At 42.8% G+C, this 19,311-nt stretch carries 14 protein-coding genes and 1 pseudogene; 2 read left to right on the forward strand and 13 right to left on the reverse strand.

Translation table 11 applies throughout. The features are described 5' to 3' along the window. The first annotated feature begins 190 nt into the window (after nucleotides 1-190). Nucleotides 191-1,582 (forward strand): O-antigen ligase family protein, encoded by a 1,392-nt coding sequence (locus tag G4D82_RS05850; protein ID WP_166335503.1) that lies wholly within the window; start codon nucleotides 191-193, stop codon nucleotides 1,580-1,582. Here G4D82_RS05850 and dnaE read toward each other — a convergent pair. The 8 genes from dnaE to G4D82_RS05890 all read right to left on the reverse strand — a co-directional run bounded on the left by dnaE (nucleotide 1,575) and on the right by G4D82_RS05890 (nucleotide 12,183). Next, nucleotides 1,575-6,101: a DNA polymerase III subunit alpha gene (gene dnaE / locus G4D82_RS05855; RefSeq protein ID WP_166335505.1), complete on the reverse strand. Its 4,527-nt coding sequence runs from the start codon at nucleotides 6,099-6,101 to the stop codon at nucleotides 1,575-1,577. The two genes, G4D82_RS05850 and dnaE, sit on opposite strands and share 8 nt — an antisense overlap. Before the next feature lie 171 nt (nucleotides 6,102-6,272). Beyond that, nucleotides 6,273-6,575, reverse strand: coding sequence for an RNA recognition motif domain-containing protein (locus tag G4D82_RS05860; RefSeq protein WP_166335507.1), 303 nt, complete (start codon nucleotides 6,573-6,575; stop codon nucleotides 6,273-6,275). Nucleotides 6,576-6,875: 300 nt separating this feature from the next. Then, nucleotides 6,876-7,235, reverse strand: coding sequence for a nuclear transport factor 2 family protein (locus G4D82_RS05865; RefSeq protein WP_166335509.1), 360 nt, complete (start codon nucleotides 7,233-7,235; stop codon nucleotides 6,876-6,878). 107 nt (nucleotides 7,236-7,342) lie between these two features. Next, nucleotides 7,343-8,188, reverse strand: a complete 846-nt coding sequence (locus G4D82_RS05870) for a pseudouridine synthase (protein WP_166335511.1) — start codon at nucleotides 8,186-8,188, stop codon at nucleotides 7,343-7,345. A 569-nt stretch (nucleotides 8,189-8,757) separates the two neighbouring features. After that, nucleotides 8,758-9,714, reverse strand: a complete 957-nt coding sequence (locus G4D82_RS05875) for a geranylgeranylglycerol-phosphate geranylgeranyltransferase (protein WP_166335513.1) — start codon at nucleotides 9,712-9,714, stop codon at nucleotides 8,758-8,760. Between the two features lie 10 nt (nucleotides 9,715-9,724). After that, complete coding sequence (locus G4D82_RS05880) at nucleotides 9,725-10,663, reverse strand: mevalonate kinase family protein (protein ID WP_166335515.1); 939 nt, start codon at nucleotides 10,661-10,663, stop codon at nucleotides 9,725-9,727. Between the two features lie 26 nt (nucleotides 10,664-10,689). Beyond that, entirely contained in the window at nucleotides 10,690-11,043 is a 354-nt protein-coding gene (locus G4D82_RS05885; RefSeq protein ID WP_166335517.1) for a four helix bundle protein, read from the reverse strand. 51 nt (nucleotides 11,044-11,094) lie between these two features. Then, nucleotides 11,095-12,183, reverse strand: a complete 1,089-nt coding sequence (locus G4D82_RS05890) for a diphosphomevalonate/mevalonate 3,5-bisphosphate decarboxylase family protein (RefSeq protein ID WP_166335519.1) — start codon at nucleotides 12,181-12,183, stop codon at nucleotides 11,095-11,097. Between the two features lie 90 nt (nucleotides 12,184-12,273). Here G4D82_RS05890 and G4D82_RS05895 point away from each other — a divergent pair, with 90 nt between their 5' ends. After that, a complete protein-coding gene (locus G4D82_RS05895) occupies nucleotides 12,274-12,750 on the forward strand; it encodes a TspO/MBR family protein (RefSeq protein WP_166335521.1) in 477 nt (158 codons plus the stop codon). A gap of 112 nt (nucleotides 12,751-12,862) precedes the next feature. Here the strand turns inward: G4D82_RS05895 and G4D82_RS05900 are convergent, their stop codons facing one another. The 5 genes and pseudogenes from G4D82_RS05900 to G4D82_RS05920 all read right to left on the reverse strand — a co-directional run bounded on the left by G4D82_RS05900 (nucleotide 12,863) and on the right by G4D82_RS05920 (nucleotide 19,245). Beyond that, nucleotides 12,863-14,074, reverse strand: a complete 1,212-nt coding sequence (locus tag G4D82_RS05900) for a BaiN/RdsA family NAD(P)/FAD-dependent oxidoreductase (protein WP_166335524.1) — start codon at nucleotides 14,072-14,074, stop codon at nucleotides 12,863-12,865. After that, the gene (locus tag G4D82_RS05905; RefSeq protein ID WP_166335526.1) at nucleotides 14,071-14,748 is read right to left on the reverse strand and encodes a glycerophosphodiester phosphodiesterase; all 678 of its coding nucleotides are present in this window, start codon (nucleotides 14,746-14,748) and stop codon (nucleotides 14,071-14,073) included. Before G4D82_RS05905 ends, G4D82_RS05900 begins: the two co-directional genes overlap by 4 nt. Nucleotides 14,749-14,780: 32 nt before the next feature. Next, on the reverse strand, nucleotides 14,781-16,451 hold the full coding sequence (locus G4D82_RS05910; protein ID WP_166335528.1) for an alpha-amylase family glycosyl hydrolase: 1,671 nt from the start codon (nucleotides 16,449-16,451) through the stop codon (nucleotides 14,781-14,783). A 1-nt stretch (nucleotide 16,452) separates the two neighbouring features. Then, on the reverse strand, nucleotides 16,453-18,819 hold the full coding sequence (locus tag G4D82_RS05915) for a glycoside hydrolase family 31 protein (RefSeq protein WP_207788129.1): 2,367 nt from the start codon (nucleotides 18,817-18,819) through the stop codon (nucleotides 16,453-16,455). 49 nt (nucleotides 18,820-18,868) lie between these two features. Next, a pseudogene (locus G4D82_RS05920) lies at nucleotides 18,869-19,245 on the reverse strand (GxxExxY protein). Nucleotides 19,246-19,311: the final 66 nt, after the last annotated feature.

Here is a 19,311-nt window from a genome sequence, read left to right on the forward strand (position 1 = left end):
ATGCCGACAAAAGTAAGGATTAAAACCTGAACATCCACCCAATTAAAAATTACTTTTCACTATTACAGCATAGCTAAATTCTAACCCAACGATTTCAAATTCTAAATGCCATCCATCAAATTCTAATTGACCAATAAACTAAATTTGGGCATTTGATTACATTTGTTTCAAAGCTTAGACCTGAATTTCAATGGATACAGTTATACCTTCTTGGGCCACAAATTTATCTGCTGATAAAAAGTATTTCTTCTTGCTATTTCTTCACATTATTCTTGGTAGTGTACTATTTCAAAACCCGAGTTTGGGAACTTATTACGGAATTGCAACAGCTTTGCTCGGGGTTTTATATATTCTTTGGAACCAAAACAAGAATCATGAAGTGCTTCAAGTGGCAGGTTATCTTATCGGTAATGAGGTTTTACTGCGAATGACCAGTAATTTTTTGAATTATGAGTTTGTAAAATGTGGATTGGTATTACTTGCCGGTTTGGGTGTTTTCTATGATGGGTTTTCGAAAAAGTCATTTCCCTACTGGATTTATCTTTTAGCTCTTGTGCCGAGTGTTGTGTTTGAAAAAGATCTAACAGCACTTACAAAAAGTACTTTTAACGGAATTGTATTCGACCTTTCTGGCCCAATTTGTTTGGGAGCACTTGCCATCTATGCCTTTGATAAAAAACTCACTTTGAGAGCGCTAAATAAAGTTATTATTGCCATGGGACTTCCCATCTTGAGTTGTGGGGTTTATGTCTTTTTATATAGTCCTGAGGTCGATACTTATATGCGAGGTGTTTCTTCCAACGCCATGTTCTCTGGTGGTTTTGGCCCTAACCAAGTGGCTACAGTATTGGGTTTAGGCATGTTTGTTTTCTTTATGCAGTTTGTGATTATGATCAATAAAAAAGCACTCAGTTTGATTAATTTGTCGATTTCAGCTTTTTTGTGTTATGTGGGATTGATGACCTTCTCACGTGGCGGAATGATTACAGGATTGGCGATTTGCGTGGTTTTTTTAGGCTCTGTCTATTGTTTCTCTGATGCTTTTGGAAAGACGATTGCTAAAATAGGCGCGATGTATTTCACACTGTCTGTTTTATTGGTGGTGGGGCTAATTTATTACCAAACCAACGGGCTAATCCTGAACCGATATACCAATCGAGACCATCGGGGCAACCTATTAAAAGAGCGAGATTTCGACCGTAAAGGTTTGGCGGAATTGCAAATTAAATTATTTATTGAGAACCCAATCTTAGGCACTGGACCTGGAGAACGGATTAAAATTAATCAAGCTGAAAACGCGAGAGTGTTCAGTTCGCATGATGAAATAACCAGACTCTTGGCTGAACATGGTATCAGCGGTTTGCTTAGTATTTTGATTTTGATTCTCACACCACTGGTGTTGTTTTTCAAAACCCGACATAATGTCTATCTGGCTGTTTTTTTTGCTTTCTGGTTTTTATCCATCAACCATTCTGGCATGCGCACGGCTGCTCCCGCTTTTTTATATGCGTTGATGCTTTTCAAAGTGGATCTCGGGCAAAAAAGCTTCTTCAGGAAACCATTAGAACCAAGTATTAGTTGAGTTTGAAGTTGACCTGCATTTTTTCAAGTTCCTGCAACAATTCACCTGAGATTTTAATTTTAAGTTTTCTGCTTGGCATCTGAAGCCGGGTCACTACACGTGTTTCCTCCACTTCCGTGGTCATGGTCATTGGGGCGTTGTCTTCACTCAAAATTTCCTCGTCTGTTGGAATTTCGTCAGTATCACCTACTATTTCAGTTGAAGGCACCTCCACTTGTTTCTTTACGGTTTCGAGTTCTAGTACTTCAAAATCCACATGGTGTTCGCCTTTGTTGGATTGGAAAATAGTACTCAGTTTGGTAATCATCTCAGACTGCAAATCTTGAATATTGAGATGAATGATGAGTTTCTTGGCAAAAGCCGGCAATACGTCCTGAAGGTATTGCACCAGCAAAAACTGCAATCTGGGTTCGCCTTTTTTGCCTGTTTCTTTGTCGGCCCAGCCTTCTTTAACAGCTACTTTCATATAAGTGAAATTATTCTGAATCAAGAAATGGCGGAACTTCAAATACTCCTCACCAAAAATTCGGAATTCGTAACTTTCGTCGTAGCCTTCCATTACGAACGAAGCCCAACCCTTGCCGTTTTTGGCGGTACGATGTTGAACATTGGTAATGATACCTCCGAAACTCAGTGTTTTATTAAGATATTGTTCGAGATTCTTGAGTGCTTCCAGTTTGGCACTGCAGAAATATTGCATCTCAAATTTATAATCGTCCAGCGGATGTCCCGAAATATAAATCCCGACGACTTCTTTTTCTTTGGCGAGTTTCTCCATCGTGCTCCAATCTTCACAAGGAGGCACTACCGGTTCAGGAATTTGCACATTGCTGGCTTCTCCGAACAAACTCACTTGCGAGGAATTTTCGTTCTCCTGAAATTTTGCTCCGTAGCGCATGGCTTTTTCCAAGAACGTGATGCCGTCACCTTCATCGTGGAAATACTGTGCGCGACTGGTTCCTGTGAAAGAGTCAAAACCACCGGCCAACGCCAGATTTTCAAAAGCTTTTTTATTGGCAGCCCGCAAGTCAATGCGCTTGGCCAAATCGAAAATGGACTTGTATTTTACTTCTTTTCGGTTCTGCACGATGGTTTCTACCGCGCCCATTCCAACGCCTTTGATGGCGCCCATTCCGAAGCGCACCGCATAATTTTCGTTTACGGTAAATTTATAGAAAGATTCGTTGACATCCGGCCCGAGAACTTGCAAGCCCATGCGTTTACATTCTTCCATAAAGAACGATACTTGTTTGATATCGCTCATGTTGTTGGAGAGCACAGCCGCCATGTATTCTGCCGGATAATTGGCCTTGAGGTAAGCTGTTTGGTAAGCCACCCAAGCATAACAGGTCGAGTGCGATTTGTTGAACGCATATTCGGCAAAGGCTTCCCAATCTTTCCAGATTTTTTCGAGTTTTTCTTCCGAATGGCCTTTTGCTGCGGCTTGACTTACGAATTTGGGCTTCATTTTATCGAGTACGTCGCGCTGTTTTTTTCCCATCGCTTTACGCAAAACATCGGCATCACCTTTAGAGAAATCGGCCAGTTTCTGAGACAAAAGCATTACTTGCTCCTGATAAACCGTGATTCCGTAGGTGTCTTTGAGCAATTCTTCGCAAGCTTCTAGGTCGTATTCAATCGGTTCCTCGCCATTTTTTCGTTTGATGAAACTCGGGATGTAAGCAATCGGACCCGGGCGATACAAAGCGTTCATGGCGATTAAGTCGTTGAAAACAGTAGGTTTGAGTTCCTTCATGTATTTCTGCATTCCGGCACTTTCATATTGGAAAATCCCGACCGTTTCACCGCGTTGAAAAAGTTCGTAAGTTTTCGCATCGTCAATCGGAAATTCATCGGGGTTGAGTTCCACGCCGGTGCGGTATTTTACGAGTTTGACGGTATCTTTAATAAGCGTTAAGGTCTTCAGCCCGAGGAAGTCCATCTTGAGCAAGCCGGCGCTTTCTACCACTGAGTTATCGAATTGCGTGACGAACAAATCCGAATCTTTTGCCGTAGCTACCGGAACGAAATTGGTAATGTCGTCAGGAGTAATAATCACACCGCAAGCATGGATGCCCGTGTTGCGTAAATTTCCTTCGAGTACTTTGGCTTGTTGGATGGTTTCCCCGCTCAGGTCTTCTTCTTTAGAAAGGTTGATGAGTTCCTTGATGCGGTCGAAATCTTCTGGGCGCAAAACCTTCTTAATCTCAGCTTCCTGATCAGTTAAAAAGCGCGACAAACTCCATTTTGATGGAATCATGCCGGGAATCAGCTTGGCAATCTTGTCGGCTTCGAATAAGGGTAAATCTAGAACTCTTGCGGTATCACGAATCGCGGATTTGGCGGCCATCGTACCATAAGTAATAATCTGCGCGACTTGTTTTGAACCGTATTTGTTGATCACATAATCCATGACTTTGCTACGGCCTTCATCGTCAAAATCAATATCGATATCAGGCAAAGACACACGGTCTGGATTCAAAAAACGCTCAAAAAGCAAGTTGTACATCAGTGGGTCGATGTTGGTAATACCGAGGCAATAAGCCACCACGGAACCCGCGGCAGAACCCCGGCCCGGCCCAACGGAAACGCCCATATTTCGGGCTGCAGCAATGAAATCCTGAACAATCAAAAAGTAACCCGGATAACCCGAATTCTCAATTGTGGTGAGTTCAAAATCGATGCGCTCCTGAATTTCAGGCGTGATTTCTCCATATCGCCTTTTGGCACCCGCAAAAGTCAAGTGTTTCAAGTAAGCGTTCTCGCCGCGTTTGCCGCCATCGGTTAAATCTTCAGGCACGACAAAATCTTGCGGAATTTCGAATTTCGGCAATAACACTTCGCGCGCCAAATTGTATGATTCGATTTTGTCGATAATTTCTGTAATGTTGGAAATGGCTTCGGGGCAATCGTGAAAAAGCCGTTTCATTTCCTCGCCCGACTTGAAGTAGTATTCTTGGTTTGGCAAACCGTAACGGTAACCACGGCCACGACCAATCGGAGTAGTTTGTTTTTCACCGTCGCGCACACAAAGCAAAATGTCGTGGGCATTGGCATCTTCTTTATTGATGTAGAAAGTGTTGTTGGTCGCTACAACTTTAACCTGGTGTTTTTTGGACAAAGCGAGCAATCCTTCATTGACGCGGTTCTCGTCTTCTTGATTGTGGCGCATGAGCTCTAAATAGCAATCTTCGCCGAAAGTTTCTTTCCACCACAAAAGCGCTTCTTCTGCTTGGTTTTCACCCAGATTCAAAAGTTTATTCGGAATTTCACCATACAAATTACCTGAAAGTACAATCAAATCTTCCTTATATTGCGCAATCACATTTTTGTCAATTCGCGGCACATAATAAAAACCACTAGTGTATGCAATCGATGACATTTTCGCCAGATTGTGGTAACCGTTTTTGTTTTTGGCCAATAGCACCACTTGATAACCGTTGTCTTTTCGGGTTTTGTCTTGGTGGTCGTCACAAACGTAAAATTCACAGCCGACGATGGGTTTGAGTGTTTTCTCTGTTGGGGTTTCGCCTTTTTCAATAGCGGCAGCATTTTTAACTTCTGCGGCTTTGTTGTGGTTAAGAATATCGCGAACAAAATGGAAAGCGCCCATCAAGTTGGCGTGATCGGTGATGGCCACTGCCGGCATTTTTTGTTGGATGGCAGCTTTGACTAACGCTGCCACACTGATGGTAGATTGTAAAACCGAGAATTGCGTATGGTTGTGCAAATGTGCAAAATCGACATCGGCTAGCAATTGTTGATTTTCGGAGATTTCTTGTCGCGAAATTGGAGCACTTTGTTGGCCGCCCATTCTTTGACGAATTTTCTCGGATGCTTCTTTTAAATTAGTATGCAACAACCCTACAGCATCAATTTGACGCGGATTTTTACTGCGGAAGTTCTCGAAATAGTCGGGCGTGACGCGCAATTCTTCGGCGGTAAATACTTCCAATCGGACGAGTTCTAGAAAACACCTCGTGGTGGCTTCAACGTCTGCGGTGGCGTTGTGCGCTTCGGCAAAAGGAACGTTGAACAAATATTGGTGCAGCTCGGTCAGCGTGGGCAGTTTGAATTTTCCGCCGCGGCCTCCGGGCAGTTTTAAAAGCGAGGCCGTGACTTCGGTACAAGTGTCTAAAACCGGTGTGGAAATCAGTTTGTTTTCAATCCCTAATCGATGGAACTCACAACCCAAGATATTGATATCAAACCCTAAATTCTGACCGACGATAAACTTGGTTTTCGATAGCGCAATGTTGAACTTTTCAAGCATTTCGGCCAAAGCAATGCCTTGCTCGGTGGCCAATTCGGTTGAAATACCATGAATGCGTTCGGCATCGTACGGAATGTTGAAACCTTCAGGGGAGATGAGATAATCCTGATGTTCGATGATTTTTCCCATCTCGTCGTGTAACTGCCAAGCGATTTGAACACAACGTGGCCAGTTGTTGGTGTCGGTAATGGGCGCGTCCCAGCGTTTGGGCAATCCGGTGGTTTCGGTATCAAATATTAAGTACATGTTGGTATTTCAGGCGCTGTGATTGGAAAAAAAACGAACTTCAAATTTAGCTGATTTTGCCCGAAGAAACCGCTGGAAGTTATCAACAAAAAACCACTCAAAAAACCGACGAATCGATTCTTTGAATGGTTTTGTAAAATAAGAATTTGGGTGTTATAAAATCAATCCCGATTAGTATCTCTCGCGGCTTGAACCTCCGCGGTTGTTGCTAAAGCTTCTTCTTTCTCCTTCTGGTTTTGGTACTGATTTGTTGACCACAATCGCGCGGCCTTGTACTGTAGCACCATTGAGTTCTTCGATGGCTTTAAGGGCTTGGTCATCGTTGGTCATTTCCACGAATCCGAAACCTTTACTTCTTCCGGTAAACTTATCGGTAATAATTTTTACAGTATCCACTGCACCATAGGCCTCGAAAGACGCTCTTAAATCTGCTTCCTCCATACTGAAGGGAAGGCTTCCAACGAAAATATTCATAAAGTAATTTTTAGTATTGAAACAAATATAACTTTAATTTCCTTGCTACGGCGGATTGCGGGTATTTATTTATCTGTTAAAATTCTGTAACCAAACTCAACAAGCTCTCGAAAAGGGTTGGGCTCCACAAAACACAGCGATAAAAATTCTATCGGTTTTAGCCAATGATTTTATATTGATTATAAGAGATTGTAGGATTAATTTTAAGGTATAGAAATTTACACGATATGCAGCAGCTTATGTACCGGTCATTTAATCATTACTCTAAAATTAGTTTAAAAACAGTTTGCTGCTAACAGCTTAACCGTGATAAACGCGCGAGAATACGATTTTTCCTTGTTTGATTTCGAGCACTTCGGCCACACGCAAATCGGCTTCACCTTGCACCGATCGTACATATTCCATAAATACGCGGTCGTCATTGGCAGTGAGCGAAGTTACGCGGTAATGCAGGCTCGGAATCGATTCAAAAGCACTTTGCCACCAATCCCACAATGCCTTTTTGCCTTTCACTAGACCATTGGTTTCCGGCTTCTTGATTTTGAGTTTCGGACTGTAATGTTCGGCTTGGTCGTCGTATAAATCGAGTAATGATTCTAGATTGTGCTCATTAAAAGCTGCAAACCATTTGTGGGCAATCGATAAGTTTTGGTGTTCCATATTCAAGAAAAATCACGCTCAAAAAGCAGCGATTCAATATTTTTTAATTTTGCACTAAGGCACTAAGGCACTAAGGCACTAAGGCACTAAGGCACTAAGGCACTCTCTCAAACATTCTTCAAATTAATAATTTCTTGTTCGGTCAAAAAACGCCAATTGCCACGCGGCAAGTTCTTCTTGGTGAGGCCGGCAAACGAAACGCGGTCTACTTTCAAAACGTTGTATTTGAACTGCTCAAAAATGGAGCGAACCACTTTAACGTTGGCTGTGCGCAATTTGATTCCGACTTCGGTTTTGGGTTGGCCTTCGATGTAGCTGATTTCGTCTACATACAAACGATGTCCGTCTAAGGTAACGCCGCCTGAGATTTTTTCCAAGTCTTCAAACTTGAGGTTTTTATCGAGCGACACTTGGTAAATTTTAAAAGATTTCTGGTTCGGCAAACTGAATTTGCGAATCAAGTCGGTGTCGTTGGTGAACAGCAAAAGTCCGGTGGTGGTCATGTCCATTCTGCCTACCGGGGCGAGTTTGGCGTTGCAGGCGCCGCGCACGAGTTCGAGCACATTGCGGTCTTCACGGCCTTCTTCAGAAGTAGTGGTGAAATTCTTGGGTTTGTTGAGCAAGATGTACTCTTTCTTTTCCGGAGTCAGCACCGCACCATCAAAATTCACGACATCGCCCGGTTTGACCATATAGCCCATTTCGGTCACCGGCACGCCATTAACTTTCACATTGCCCGAACGGATATAAATATCGGCATCGCGACGAGAGCAAACGCCTGAATTCGAGATGTATTTATTCAAACGGATTTCGTCTTTGTTTTTGCTCGGTTTGGCAGCGGGTGCGCTTTCAGGTATGGCTTTCTTAGCCTGAGAACGCTTCGGCATTGGCGGTTTAGGTTTGGCACTGGCCGGTTTGGCATTGCGGCGGTTGTTGCCCGGTTTCTGATTCATGGCTGAGGTATTTTTGCTGCGGCAAAGATAGTTTTTTATTAGAAGCTAATCCTGCTGTACGCTATATCTTTTGCGCCGCGATGCTCTGCAAAAGGATGCCGCTGCCATCAGGGCTAGGGCTTTCGTGTTAATATCGAGAGCCCTTTTTGAGGATTAGCGTTCAGCTGTCGGCTGTCAGCTTTTAGCACTTATCCATCAGCTGTAGCGCTTCCGTGTTCCCATTGCGTTTGGTTTGGATGTGAATTATTTTGAATGTTCGTTCTGTGGAATTAATGCCCAAGAGGAACTTTTTTAGATAAATTTCAATGGGAAAACCACAACCCAAGTTTCCGTAATCGATCTTAAAGCGAAGCGGTCTTATATCCTACAGCGCAGCGGTCTATACGAAGTAAGTCTAAAAAAGTCAACTTTCCATAAAACTTCTGACGACCAATTAACTACCTCGCGTGAGGGATGGCAGCATTTGTTTGAGCTCTTTTTGCGCTGGATAAAACGCCATTCTTAAGAAAAAGTGGTGCGCAAAAAAGCGAGTGCGAACAGCCCGACCCTTGTGGTCACGCCCTGAAAAATTAAAGAGTTTCGAGGAGTTTTCGGCCATGCCATAGTACCGTCGGATCGATCAGTACAATGCAGCAAACCCCAGCAATTATTAGGAATTTGAGCAAGTTGTGCAGCAGTAAATATTGCTTTTTAGATTCAGATTGCCAAAGCTTAAGTACGAAAAAAATCATGACCATAAACCCGACATAAAAATACAAATCCATGTAGCCGACATCGAACACGTTAATGAGCAGATACACCGGAAGCACTGTAATCAAAAGTAAAATGGTAATCGCGCTTTTAGAGGTTTTCTCGCCAAAGACAATCGGAATAGTCTGGTAGCCGTTGGCCAAATCGCCTTTGATGTTTTCGAGGTCTTTGATCATCTCGCGCACCAATAACAGTATAAAAAGGAAGGCGGCGTGGGTAAAAATCACAGCCAAGTCGTTGGTGCGGTTCTCTATTTCGTTCAGCGGCAAGCGATAATAGTAAAAAAGCAGTATGCCAAAAAACGGGAACACTGCCAAAAAAGCCGCTATGAAGTTGCTGTAGAGCGCATATTTCTTGCGTTTGTGCGAGTAGAGCCAAATCGTGAAAATATAAACCGCAAAGAACAAACTCGCACGCCAGGAAACGTACAAGGCCGATAAAGTGGCCATGAAATTCAGCGTAAAATAAACCTGCAGTTTGGTTTTCTGGCTCACCAATCGGTCGAGCATCGATTTGTTCGGTCGGTTAATGAGGTCTTTCTTGCTGTCGTAAAAGCTGTTGATGATATAGCCTGACGCAATGGTGAGCGCGGAGGCAAAAACCACAATAAACAATTTAAAGTCGAGTAGGATAGAGAGCGCACTTTTATCTGGAGCCAGAATAAAAATCGCCGAAAGGTATTGCGCCACGACAATCACGGGAATATTATAGCCGCGAATGACCGAGAACAAACTGACGATTTTCATCAGTAGCAATTTGTTCTTTCTACTCAGCATTTTTAATTCACTAGAATTGGTAAACGACTTCGAGTTTGTAGTCTTTAAGGGATTGTTTGGCTTTTTCCAGGTCTTCGGTGAAACCCAAAATATAACCACCGCCGCCAGAGCCGCAAAGTTTCAGATAATAATCGTTGGTGTCGATACCTTTTTGCCAAATGCCGTGAAATTCTTCGGGAATCATCGGTTTGAAGTGGTTCAAAACAACTTTCGATAATTTCTTGGTGTTCGAGAACAACGATTTCAAATCGCCACCAAGGAAATTCTCTACGCAAGCATCGGTGTATTTCACGAATTGGTTTTTGAGCATTTTGCGGAAGCCTTCTTCTTTGAGGTTTTCCATGAAAATGTTCACCATCGGAGCGGTTTCGCCGACAATTCCTGAATCGATCAAAAACACAGCGCCTTTTCCGGTGCGGCTTTGAGTCGGAATTCCGGTGGCTTCAATATGGTCTTTGGAATTAATTAAAATCGGGATGCTCAAATAGCTGTTCAGTGGGTCAAGGCCGGAACTTTTGCCATGGAAAAAAGATTCCATTTGTCCGAAAATATTTTTGAGTTGCAACAATTTCTCGCGCGTCAGGTTTTCCAAAACGGTGATTTTGTTTTGCGCGTATTTGTCGTAAATCGCAGCGACCAATGCGCCGGAGCTGCCCACGCCATAACCTTGGGGGATACTCGAATCGAAGTACATTCCGTTTTTAATGTCTTTTTTTAGGGAAGCAATATCGAAAGTCACTAAATCGGGTTGTTCGGTTTGGAGCTGTTCCAGATAAGCGGCAAAACGGTTGAGGTTCGTGTTGGACTTGATGGCATCCGATGAAGTGTTTCCGTCAGATTTCAGTGCGCCGTTATAAAAATTGTAAGGAATCGATAAACCTTTAGAATCTTTGATGATTCCGTATTCTCCGAACAATAGGATTTTCGAGTAAAATAAAGGACCTTTCATTTTAATTAATAATTAATAATTAATAATTAATAACTGGATTTTGAGGTGTTAATGATGCTGGTTAGTAATTTCAACTGTTCCGATATTTTGGGTTTAATGTTTTTGAAATCTTCGTGGTTGATAAAACCAGAGATGTATAAAAGCTCAAACCAATAATCAGTTTCATTAGCTTCTTTTAACGCGATGGACAATTTGCTGACAAAATCTGCTTTGCTTTGAGCACATTCAGATTCCCAAATATTGGCGCCAATCGACGTGCCGCAGCGCAATAGTTGTTTAGACATCACAAATTCTTTTTTTTCATAACTCAGTTTCTTGTATATCTGAATCACATCCAAAGCAAACAAAAAGGATTTTTCCTTGACAACATTTCTTTTCATAATAATATCTGTATGGCTTAAATAGTGGAACTCCCAATTATTAATTATTAACTATTCATTATTAATTAAAGAAGCTCCTCGTCCGATTTCGTCACAAATATACTGACCATTTTCGCAATAGCCAACCAATTCGTCCTGAATAAATTGCAATATTTCCACTTTATTTTTCTGAGGATACAAAACATGCACGTTGGCTCCAGCATCTAACGTAAAACAAACCGGAATATTGGATTGCTTTCTGAAATTCCAAATGCGGTTAATAATCTCCAAAGTATTGGGCTTCATCAAAATAAAATACGGCATCGAAGCCATCATCATCGCATGCAAAGTGAGGGCTTCACTTTCGACGATTTCAATGAACGATTGCAAATCGCCATTTTCGAGAACCATTTTCAGCTTCGATAAATTGCTGTGTGCTTGATGAAATCGATTCTCGGCGTACGGATGCCCGTTCATTAAGTTGTGCCCAACAGTACTAGAAACTTGCTTTTCGCCTTTGTCGACCAATAAAATAGTATCTTGATAGTTTTCAAAATTCGGGTGAATTTGACCCGGGAATTCCACGCCAAATAAATCAGAGCTTCCGTTAATCTCTGCATGATTTCCCCAAACAACGGCTTTTCCTTTGATGCTTCTGCAAGCGCTTCCCGAACCCAAACGCGCCAAAAAAGAAGCTTTTTGATAGAAATAGTCATCAGTCATCTTAGGATTCAAGACTTTTTCAAGACTCATGATATTCATCGACAAAGCGGCCATGCCCGAGGCAGACGATGCAATTCCGGAGCTGTGAGGAAAGGTATTTCGCGTGTCGATGGTAAAGTGGTATTGCTTCAAATACAGGCAATAGGTCGCGATACGCTCTAAAAATTTCTCGATTTTGGGCTTGAAATCTTCCTTGGGCTTTCCTTCAAAAAGCAGCTCGAATGAAAAATCTTCGTCAGTTGACTTTTTTTCAAAAACGACCGAAGTAATGGTTTTGCAATTATTCAGCGTAAAACTGATCGACGGATTGGCCGGAATCTGGTGCGCTTTTTTGCCCCAGTATTTTACTAATGCAATATTGCTCGGCGCGCTCCATGAGAAGGTTCCGCGTTCAATTAAATTCAAAAATGGCGCTGCAATAAAATCCGATTCAGGCATACATGGAAATTTTGAACAAATATACTGCTTTTGGTTAAACGCCGATGCTTAACTTTGCCCTGGCAACACAACACTTAATTCTCAGACTTTATGAATAAGCCACTCAAAATCGCCATTTTCGTCGCCACTTGTCTCGCCGTCGGATTTTTGTCAGGACAAGCTACGCAGTCTTCGGTCAATACTTGGTTCCCGATGTTGATTAAACCAAGTTTTAACCCGCCACCTTGGGTTTTCTCTCCGGTTTGGAGTTTACTTTATGTACTAATGGGCGTGGCAGCCGGTTTGGTTTGGAACCGCATCGATTTTGAAAGGGAAGCCGTTCGCAAAGCACTTATTTTCTTTGCTATTCAATTGGCTTTAAATGCGCTTTGGTCGGTTCTTTTTTTCGGATTGAAAAATCCGCTGCTGGCTTTGATTGAGGTTGTTTTGCTTTGGTTGATGATTTACGAAACCTATTATAAGTTCAATAAAATAGACAAAGTAGCGGGTTATCTTTTTATTCCGTATCTGCTTTGGGTGAGTTTTGCGACGTTGCTCAACGCAAGTATTTGGTGGTTGAACCGATAAAAAAAATCCTGAGATTGATACTTCTAGTAGAAATTAAAAGGACTAAAACTTTGTTCGGATGTTTTTTTGACCATGCCAATTGACCTCAAATATTTTGGTTGATAAGTTGGTTTTACAGAATGGTTTCGGCCACGATGAAGCCACTGGTCCAAGCATTCTGAAAATTGAAGCCACCCGTAATCGCGTCGATGTTGACTATTTCACCCGCAAAATATAAATCCGGCAGCAACTTACTTTCCATGGTTTTGAAGTTGATTTCCTTTAAATCGATACCGCCTGCCGTAACGAATTCTTCCTTGAAAGTACTTTTGCCATTCACCTGAAATTGTGCCTGAGTGAGTTGATTGGCTAGATTCACAAGTTGGTTTTTAGACAAATCGGCCCACTTGGTTTCAGCATTGATTCCGGTAGCGTTGACGAGGCTTTCCCACAAACGGTTTGGCAAATGCAAAGGAGATTTTCCTGAAACAATTTTTTTTGCGTTTTCGTGCTTGAGTTCCTTCAAGGTTTCGATACTTTCATTGAAATCGCTATCGGGCAACCAATTCACGATGATGGTAAACTGATAATTTTTCTCGTGCAGAATCCGTGCGCCCCAAGCCGACAAACGCAAAATGCCCGGCCCGCTCATGCCCCAATGAGTAATCAGTAGCGGCCCCGAAGCACTGAGTTTGGTATCTTTCACTTTCACAAGAGCAGGTGTGGCAACGCCCATCAAATCTTTAATCCGGGAGTCTTTAATATTGAAGGTAAACAACGACGGCACCGGATTTACAATTGAATGCCCAAGGTTTTGCAGTAGTTCCCAGATTTTTGGGTTGCTGCCCGTGGCCATGACGATTTTTTGGCAAGCGAAAGTCTCGGCGTTGGTTTCGATTTTCCAATAGCCGTCACCTTTAAAGATAGACTGTACGCTTTGTCCGGTGAGTACTGCAATTCCTAATTTTTTAGTAGCGTTGAGGAAGCAATCGATGATGGTTTGCGAGGAATCTGAAATAGGAAACATTCTGCCATCGTCTTCGATTTTAAGTGTGACGCCGTGTTTTTCGAACCACTCAATGGTATCGCCCGAGCAAAACTGATGGAACGGCCCGCGCAATTCCTTCTCGCCGCGCGGATAGAATTTCACGAGTTCGTTCGGAACGAAACAAGCGTGGGTCACATTGCAACGCCCGCCGCCGGAAATGCGCACTTTTTCCAGCACGTTTTTGCCACGTTCGAGAATCGCTACTTTGGTTCGCGGATTTTTCTCAACAATATTGATTGCCGTAAAAAAACCTGCCGCGCCTCCGCCAACAATAATAATGTCGTATTGCCGGTTCATATTCTTTCAGGAAAATCGCTAATGATTCCGCTGACGTGGAATGATTTTATTTTTTCAAGATCTTCCGGTTCGTTGACGGTCCAAGGGAAAACTTCAAACCCTTTTCGTTGCATTTGTGTTGTGTTTTCTCGTGTTAGTAAATGAAAATAAGGATGAATGCTGCGTGCGTGGATGAATTCGGCAAAACCAACCGCTAGTTCTATATCGGTCAAAGTGAGTACGCCCAGCGCAACTTTGGGATCGAGCCGATGTACTTCCTGCAAAGCGTTCCAATCAAAACTGGAAACCAGAAAATGGCTATAATCCCAGTTGTTATTGTTGATGTATTTTTGAATCAAACCCACAACCGGTTGGGCAGTACCTTCGCCTTTGAGTTCGACGTTGATGAAGATCCGGCGGTTGACCAAATCGAAAACTTCTGACAAGAGCGGAATCGTGTGTTCGCCATCAATACGCAGGTTTTTTAACTCGGTCCAACTCATTTGGTTCACGATACCTTCGCGGTGGGTTGTCCGATTTACGGTTTCATCATGAATCACCACAATTTGGCCATCAGCACTCAGATGCACATCGAGTTCCACAGCGTCAACGCCGAGCTGAATCGCCTTTGCAATCGAAGCCAACGTATTTTCCGGTTCGTGTCCTTTGGCGCCGCGATGTCCTATTTTGAGCATTTGTTTATTGGTTCAAAGCGCAAAGGTAGGATTTATAATTTCTCGATAAGAACTAGGTCAAAATCGGTGTCGAAAATAACTTTCCCGTCAGTAACTACGGCCGTTTTACCCGAATAAGCGTCTTTTACTTTGGTGCCGTTTTTGAAAATTTTCCCGACCAAAATGTCTTTTTTGCCTGGTTTTAGTTCCAGTCCAATCACAACTTGGTCGCTGTATTTTCCTTTGGTGAAAGTTCTCGAAAACACATAAGGTTGTGCCGAGAGTTGCTCGTGAATTCCCGCGCCTACTGCCGGATGGTTTTTGCGGAACAAACCGATTTTCTGCCAATGCGCCAGAATTTTCTGGGTTTCCGGGTTCGATTTGACCTCGTTCCAATTCATGAACGAGCGCAAAGTGGCATCGCCTTCAGTGCCTTCAATTTCGAGCGAGCGACCGGTTTCATCACCGTAATAAATCTGGGAAACACCGGGCGTTAACAATAACTTGGTTCCAGCTTCAAAGTTTTTAGTGCGCGCGCCGTCAAACGGTTTGGAATCGTCGTGCGAAGAAATATAGTTCAGCACGCTATAGCCTTTAAGTTCGCCGTTGAGCTTGTCTGAATATTTCGAAAACAAGCCTTCATAGCTCATTTGCGCCGCATTCCATTTGAACTCGAAGTTGATCATATTGTTGAACCCGTGTTTGAAATAGTTGACCTTCTTGTCGCCGAAATCGAAATCTTGCCCAGCGCTGATGCCGTAATTGTACACTTCGGCAATGGTATAAAACGGGTTGTTGTCTAGAACTTTTTTAGGATGCTTTTTCTTCCACATCGCGAAAGCGTAATCGCATTGGGTTTTGAAATCGGCCCAAACCGCTTCATCGACATGTTTCACCGTATCGCCACGATAGCCGTCAATCCCGAATTCAAGAATATAGTCGGTCAGCCATTTGATGATGTAATACTTCGGTGCACGCGGATAACCTGTTCTTTTGAAGAAAGCATCAAGCGACGCCATTTCAGATTCATAACGGCCTTCTTTTTTCCATTTCTCGACTAAAAACGAAGGCAATTCCACATTAGCATTGCTTTCAGTAAGCACGTCCGGCAGGTTTTTCACTAACGTACAAGCTGTTGTATTTTGATATGTTTTATAATCACATTGCGGGCTGGTCCGCACCCAATCCGAAGGCCAAACGGTATCAATTTCTGTGACAGGGCCGGTATGATTGATTACACCGTCAAGCACAATCCGAATGCCTTTTGCGTGGGCTTTTGTTACCAGTTCCGCCAAATCTTTTTTAGTACCGAAGTTCGGGTCGAGTGCCGTCCAATCGCGCGTCCAGTAGCCATGGAAGCCGTAAGTAAGGCCGGTGCCTTCATCTACGCCATCGTGAATTTGCTCGACAATCGGAGTGAACCAAATGGCATTCACGCCCAATTTATCGAAATAACCTTCGTCTAGTTTTTCGATAATGCCCCGAAGGTTGCCGCCTTCGAAACCGCGCAGTTTGGCTGTGGACTTGGTTCGGTTGAAATAGGTTTGCTTGGTCGGATTTCCATCGAAGAAGCGGTCGGTCATCAAGAAATACAGATTGGCGCCTTCCCAGACAAACGGCTTTTTCACGACGGTTTTTGCCGCTTTGGTTTTTTTATTCTGTGCTAGGCTGACTGGACTGTTCAAGGCAAATGCGATTAAAAGTAAGGCAAATGTTTTTTTCATATTAAAACTGGATTTGAATGTTAACAGCAGTTCCTTTGGCCCAATTTACGGGAATTTCCAGCCTGTTGTTGTTGGTTTTGAAGACAGCTTCTTTCCCGTTGACGCTCACTTTCTGTACTTTGTTGAGGTGGTGCAGGATTAGGTTTACGTTTTTATCTGTTGCGGTAAAAGCTTTCCCTGTCGTTGTGTTCAAGTTAATGTTGAGTGTTTTTTCATTTGTATTGGCTTTAAAGCCGAGCAGTTCGTACTGGCCTTTTTCGAAATCGTTGGGTGTGAGACCGTCATCGTTATAAAGTTGTCCGGAACTCGCTTTGGTTTTTTCATCGAAATAATAATGCAAATCAAAATTAGCCAACGAATATTTAGTGGTATTCTGAATCGTTTTGATCATCGGGATGAACGCTCCGCCGCGCACAAAAACCGGAATATGGTCTTCGGCTACAGGAACCATTTTCGAACTTCCTCCCAAATATTGCTGATCGGTATAGAAATCAAACCAACTATTGTTTTTCGGGAAATAAACCGACGTGGAAGTCACCGCAGATTTAGTAATTGGAGTTACTAGGAAATCATTGCCCCATAGATAAGTTTCGCTCACTGATAATAAAGATTTGTTGTCTGGTTCTTCAAAGAAAAGCGGGCGCATGAGCGGAATTCCTTTTTGGTTGTTCTCGAAAGAAATCGTGTAATTATAAGGCAGCAACTGATAACGCAATTCCACCAATTTCTTCGCTTTGGCTTTGGTTGCGATGTCTTTGTAAACCGGTTCCGAAGCGACTTCTTCCTGCGCATGCGGACGGAAAATCGGTTGAAAAACCCCATATTGCAACCAGCGCAAGTACAATTCGTTATCGAAATAATCGCCGGCAAAACCACCCAGGTCCGAGTGCATATAACCCATTCCTTGCATGCCCATTTGTAAAGCGATTTCCGTTTGCGATTGCAAGCCGCCCCAACTTCTGTTGACGTCGCCGCTCCAAGGTACCATGCCGAAACGCTGCGAACCCGAATAACCCGAGCGCATCAAAATAAACGGACGTTGGTTCGGAAAATCTTTCTGATACCCGTCAGCCACTAACTTCGCCCAATTGTGGCCATAAACATTGTGCACGGCATCGGCTTTTCCTTTAGCCGTGAAGGCTTTCGACGGAAATACTTCCGGTTCGCCCAAATCGCCCCACAATCCGCCAACGCCTTGGTTGATCATTTTCTTGTAAATGTCCCAAAACCAAGCTTTGCCTTCGGGTTTGAAAACATCAATGATGCCCGTGTTACCGAAATAAAAATCATAAGTGCAAGGTTTTCCGGTTTTGTCGGTGGCGAGTATTTTCTTATCGACGGCTTCTTGCCATTTGCTCGAAGTAGTCAGGATAAAAGGCTCGGTAATCAGAATCGTTTTGATGCCTTTGCTGTTGAAATCCGAAATCATTTTGTCTGGGTTCGGGAATTTGTCTTTGTCCCATTCGAGGTTGCCCATCGTGCCTTGAATCGTTTTGCCGAACCAATACAAATCAAGAATGATCGCATCTACAGGAATTTCGTCTTTGATGAAACGGTCGATGGTTTTCTGGGTTTCTTCCTGCGAATGATAGCCAAAACGGCTCGAGAAATTGCCCAAAGCCCAGCGCGGTAAAAGCGGTTGTTTTCCGGTGAGATCGGTATAGTTTTTAGTCAACTCAGTCCAAGAATCGGCGGCGATTATTTGATAGGTTTTCCGTCCGGAAATGGTTTCGTAAGCTAAAGTATTGTCTTTTTTGCTGTCGAGGTCGAGATAACCAATCGGCTCATTGTCGAAATGCACTGCGTAAATCTTGGACGACATCACCAGCGGCATCGTGAAATTCATCAGTTCCGCACGGGTTTCATAACCGTAATGCGCTCGGTTGTAGAGCTGTAAACGGTTGCCCCGGCGGTTCATTCCTAAAGCTCTGGCGCCGCCTCCATACAAAACTTCGGTATCGTCGAGATTGAAATTGATGGTTTCGGTCGAATCCTTTTTGGTGTAGCCGTTTTTCTCTGAAATCAGCGCTTTGCCTTTGTAAGAATAGGAAATTTTGAAAGGCGATTTCTCGATGCTGACCGAAATCCCATTCGTGCTGAGCGTTAGATTGGTTTTGCTATCAGTAATTTTGGTTTTCACTTTTCCGGGCGACAAAACTACCGCGTGTGATTCGGGGTTGAAAATTTCGCCTTTCGGGAGAAATGAAGTCTCTACGATGTGCTCCGAGTACGGCTTCAAAATATACTTACCATCGGAGGTAATGATTTCAACTGTATTGCCGGATTTCTTGTAACCCTCGAATTTCCGGTTTGCGTTCTGGGCAAAAGCAACGGAAGTAATCAGGAAAAGGAAAAGGATTTTTTTCATTATTCTTATTTAAATCTCGCAAAGACGCAAAGGCGCAAAGCTTGTGTTATTAAAGGTTGTTTACAACTCTGGTTATTCCGTTTTTTATGTAAGCCTCATTAAAGTTGATTAGTAAGCCTAACTTAAGTTTTGTAATTCGCAGATAAGTCAGTAACTGTTTTGGATGTACATTTGAAATTTGTTCAACAGATTTAATTTCTATTATTACTTTATTCTCTACTATTAAATCAGAACGAAAACCAATATCCAAATTAACTTGTTTCCAAATTATTGGAATTGGCTTTGTCTTTCAACTTTTAAATTTATTGAGGTAAGCTCATAAAACAATATGGTTTCATAAACACTTTCTAAAAGTCCCGGGCCTAGTTTTGAATGAATTCTAAAACAGGTGTCCACGACAATTCTCGATAATTCATTTTCAGTCATGTGGCGTAAATATATGTATTGGCTTGTATAATTGAAAACACTAAAAGATTTGCGTCTCTGCGTCTT

It is taken from the genome of Flavobacterium lotistagni (assembly GCF_011392125.1).
Classification (GTDB): Bacteria; Bacteroidota; Bacteroidia; order Flavobacteriales; family Flavobacteriaceae; genus Flavobacterium; species Flavobacterium lotistagni.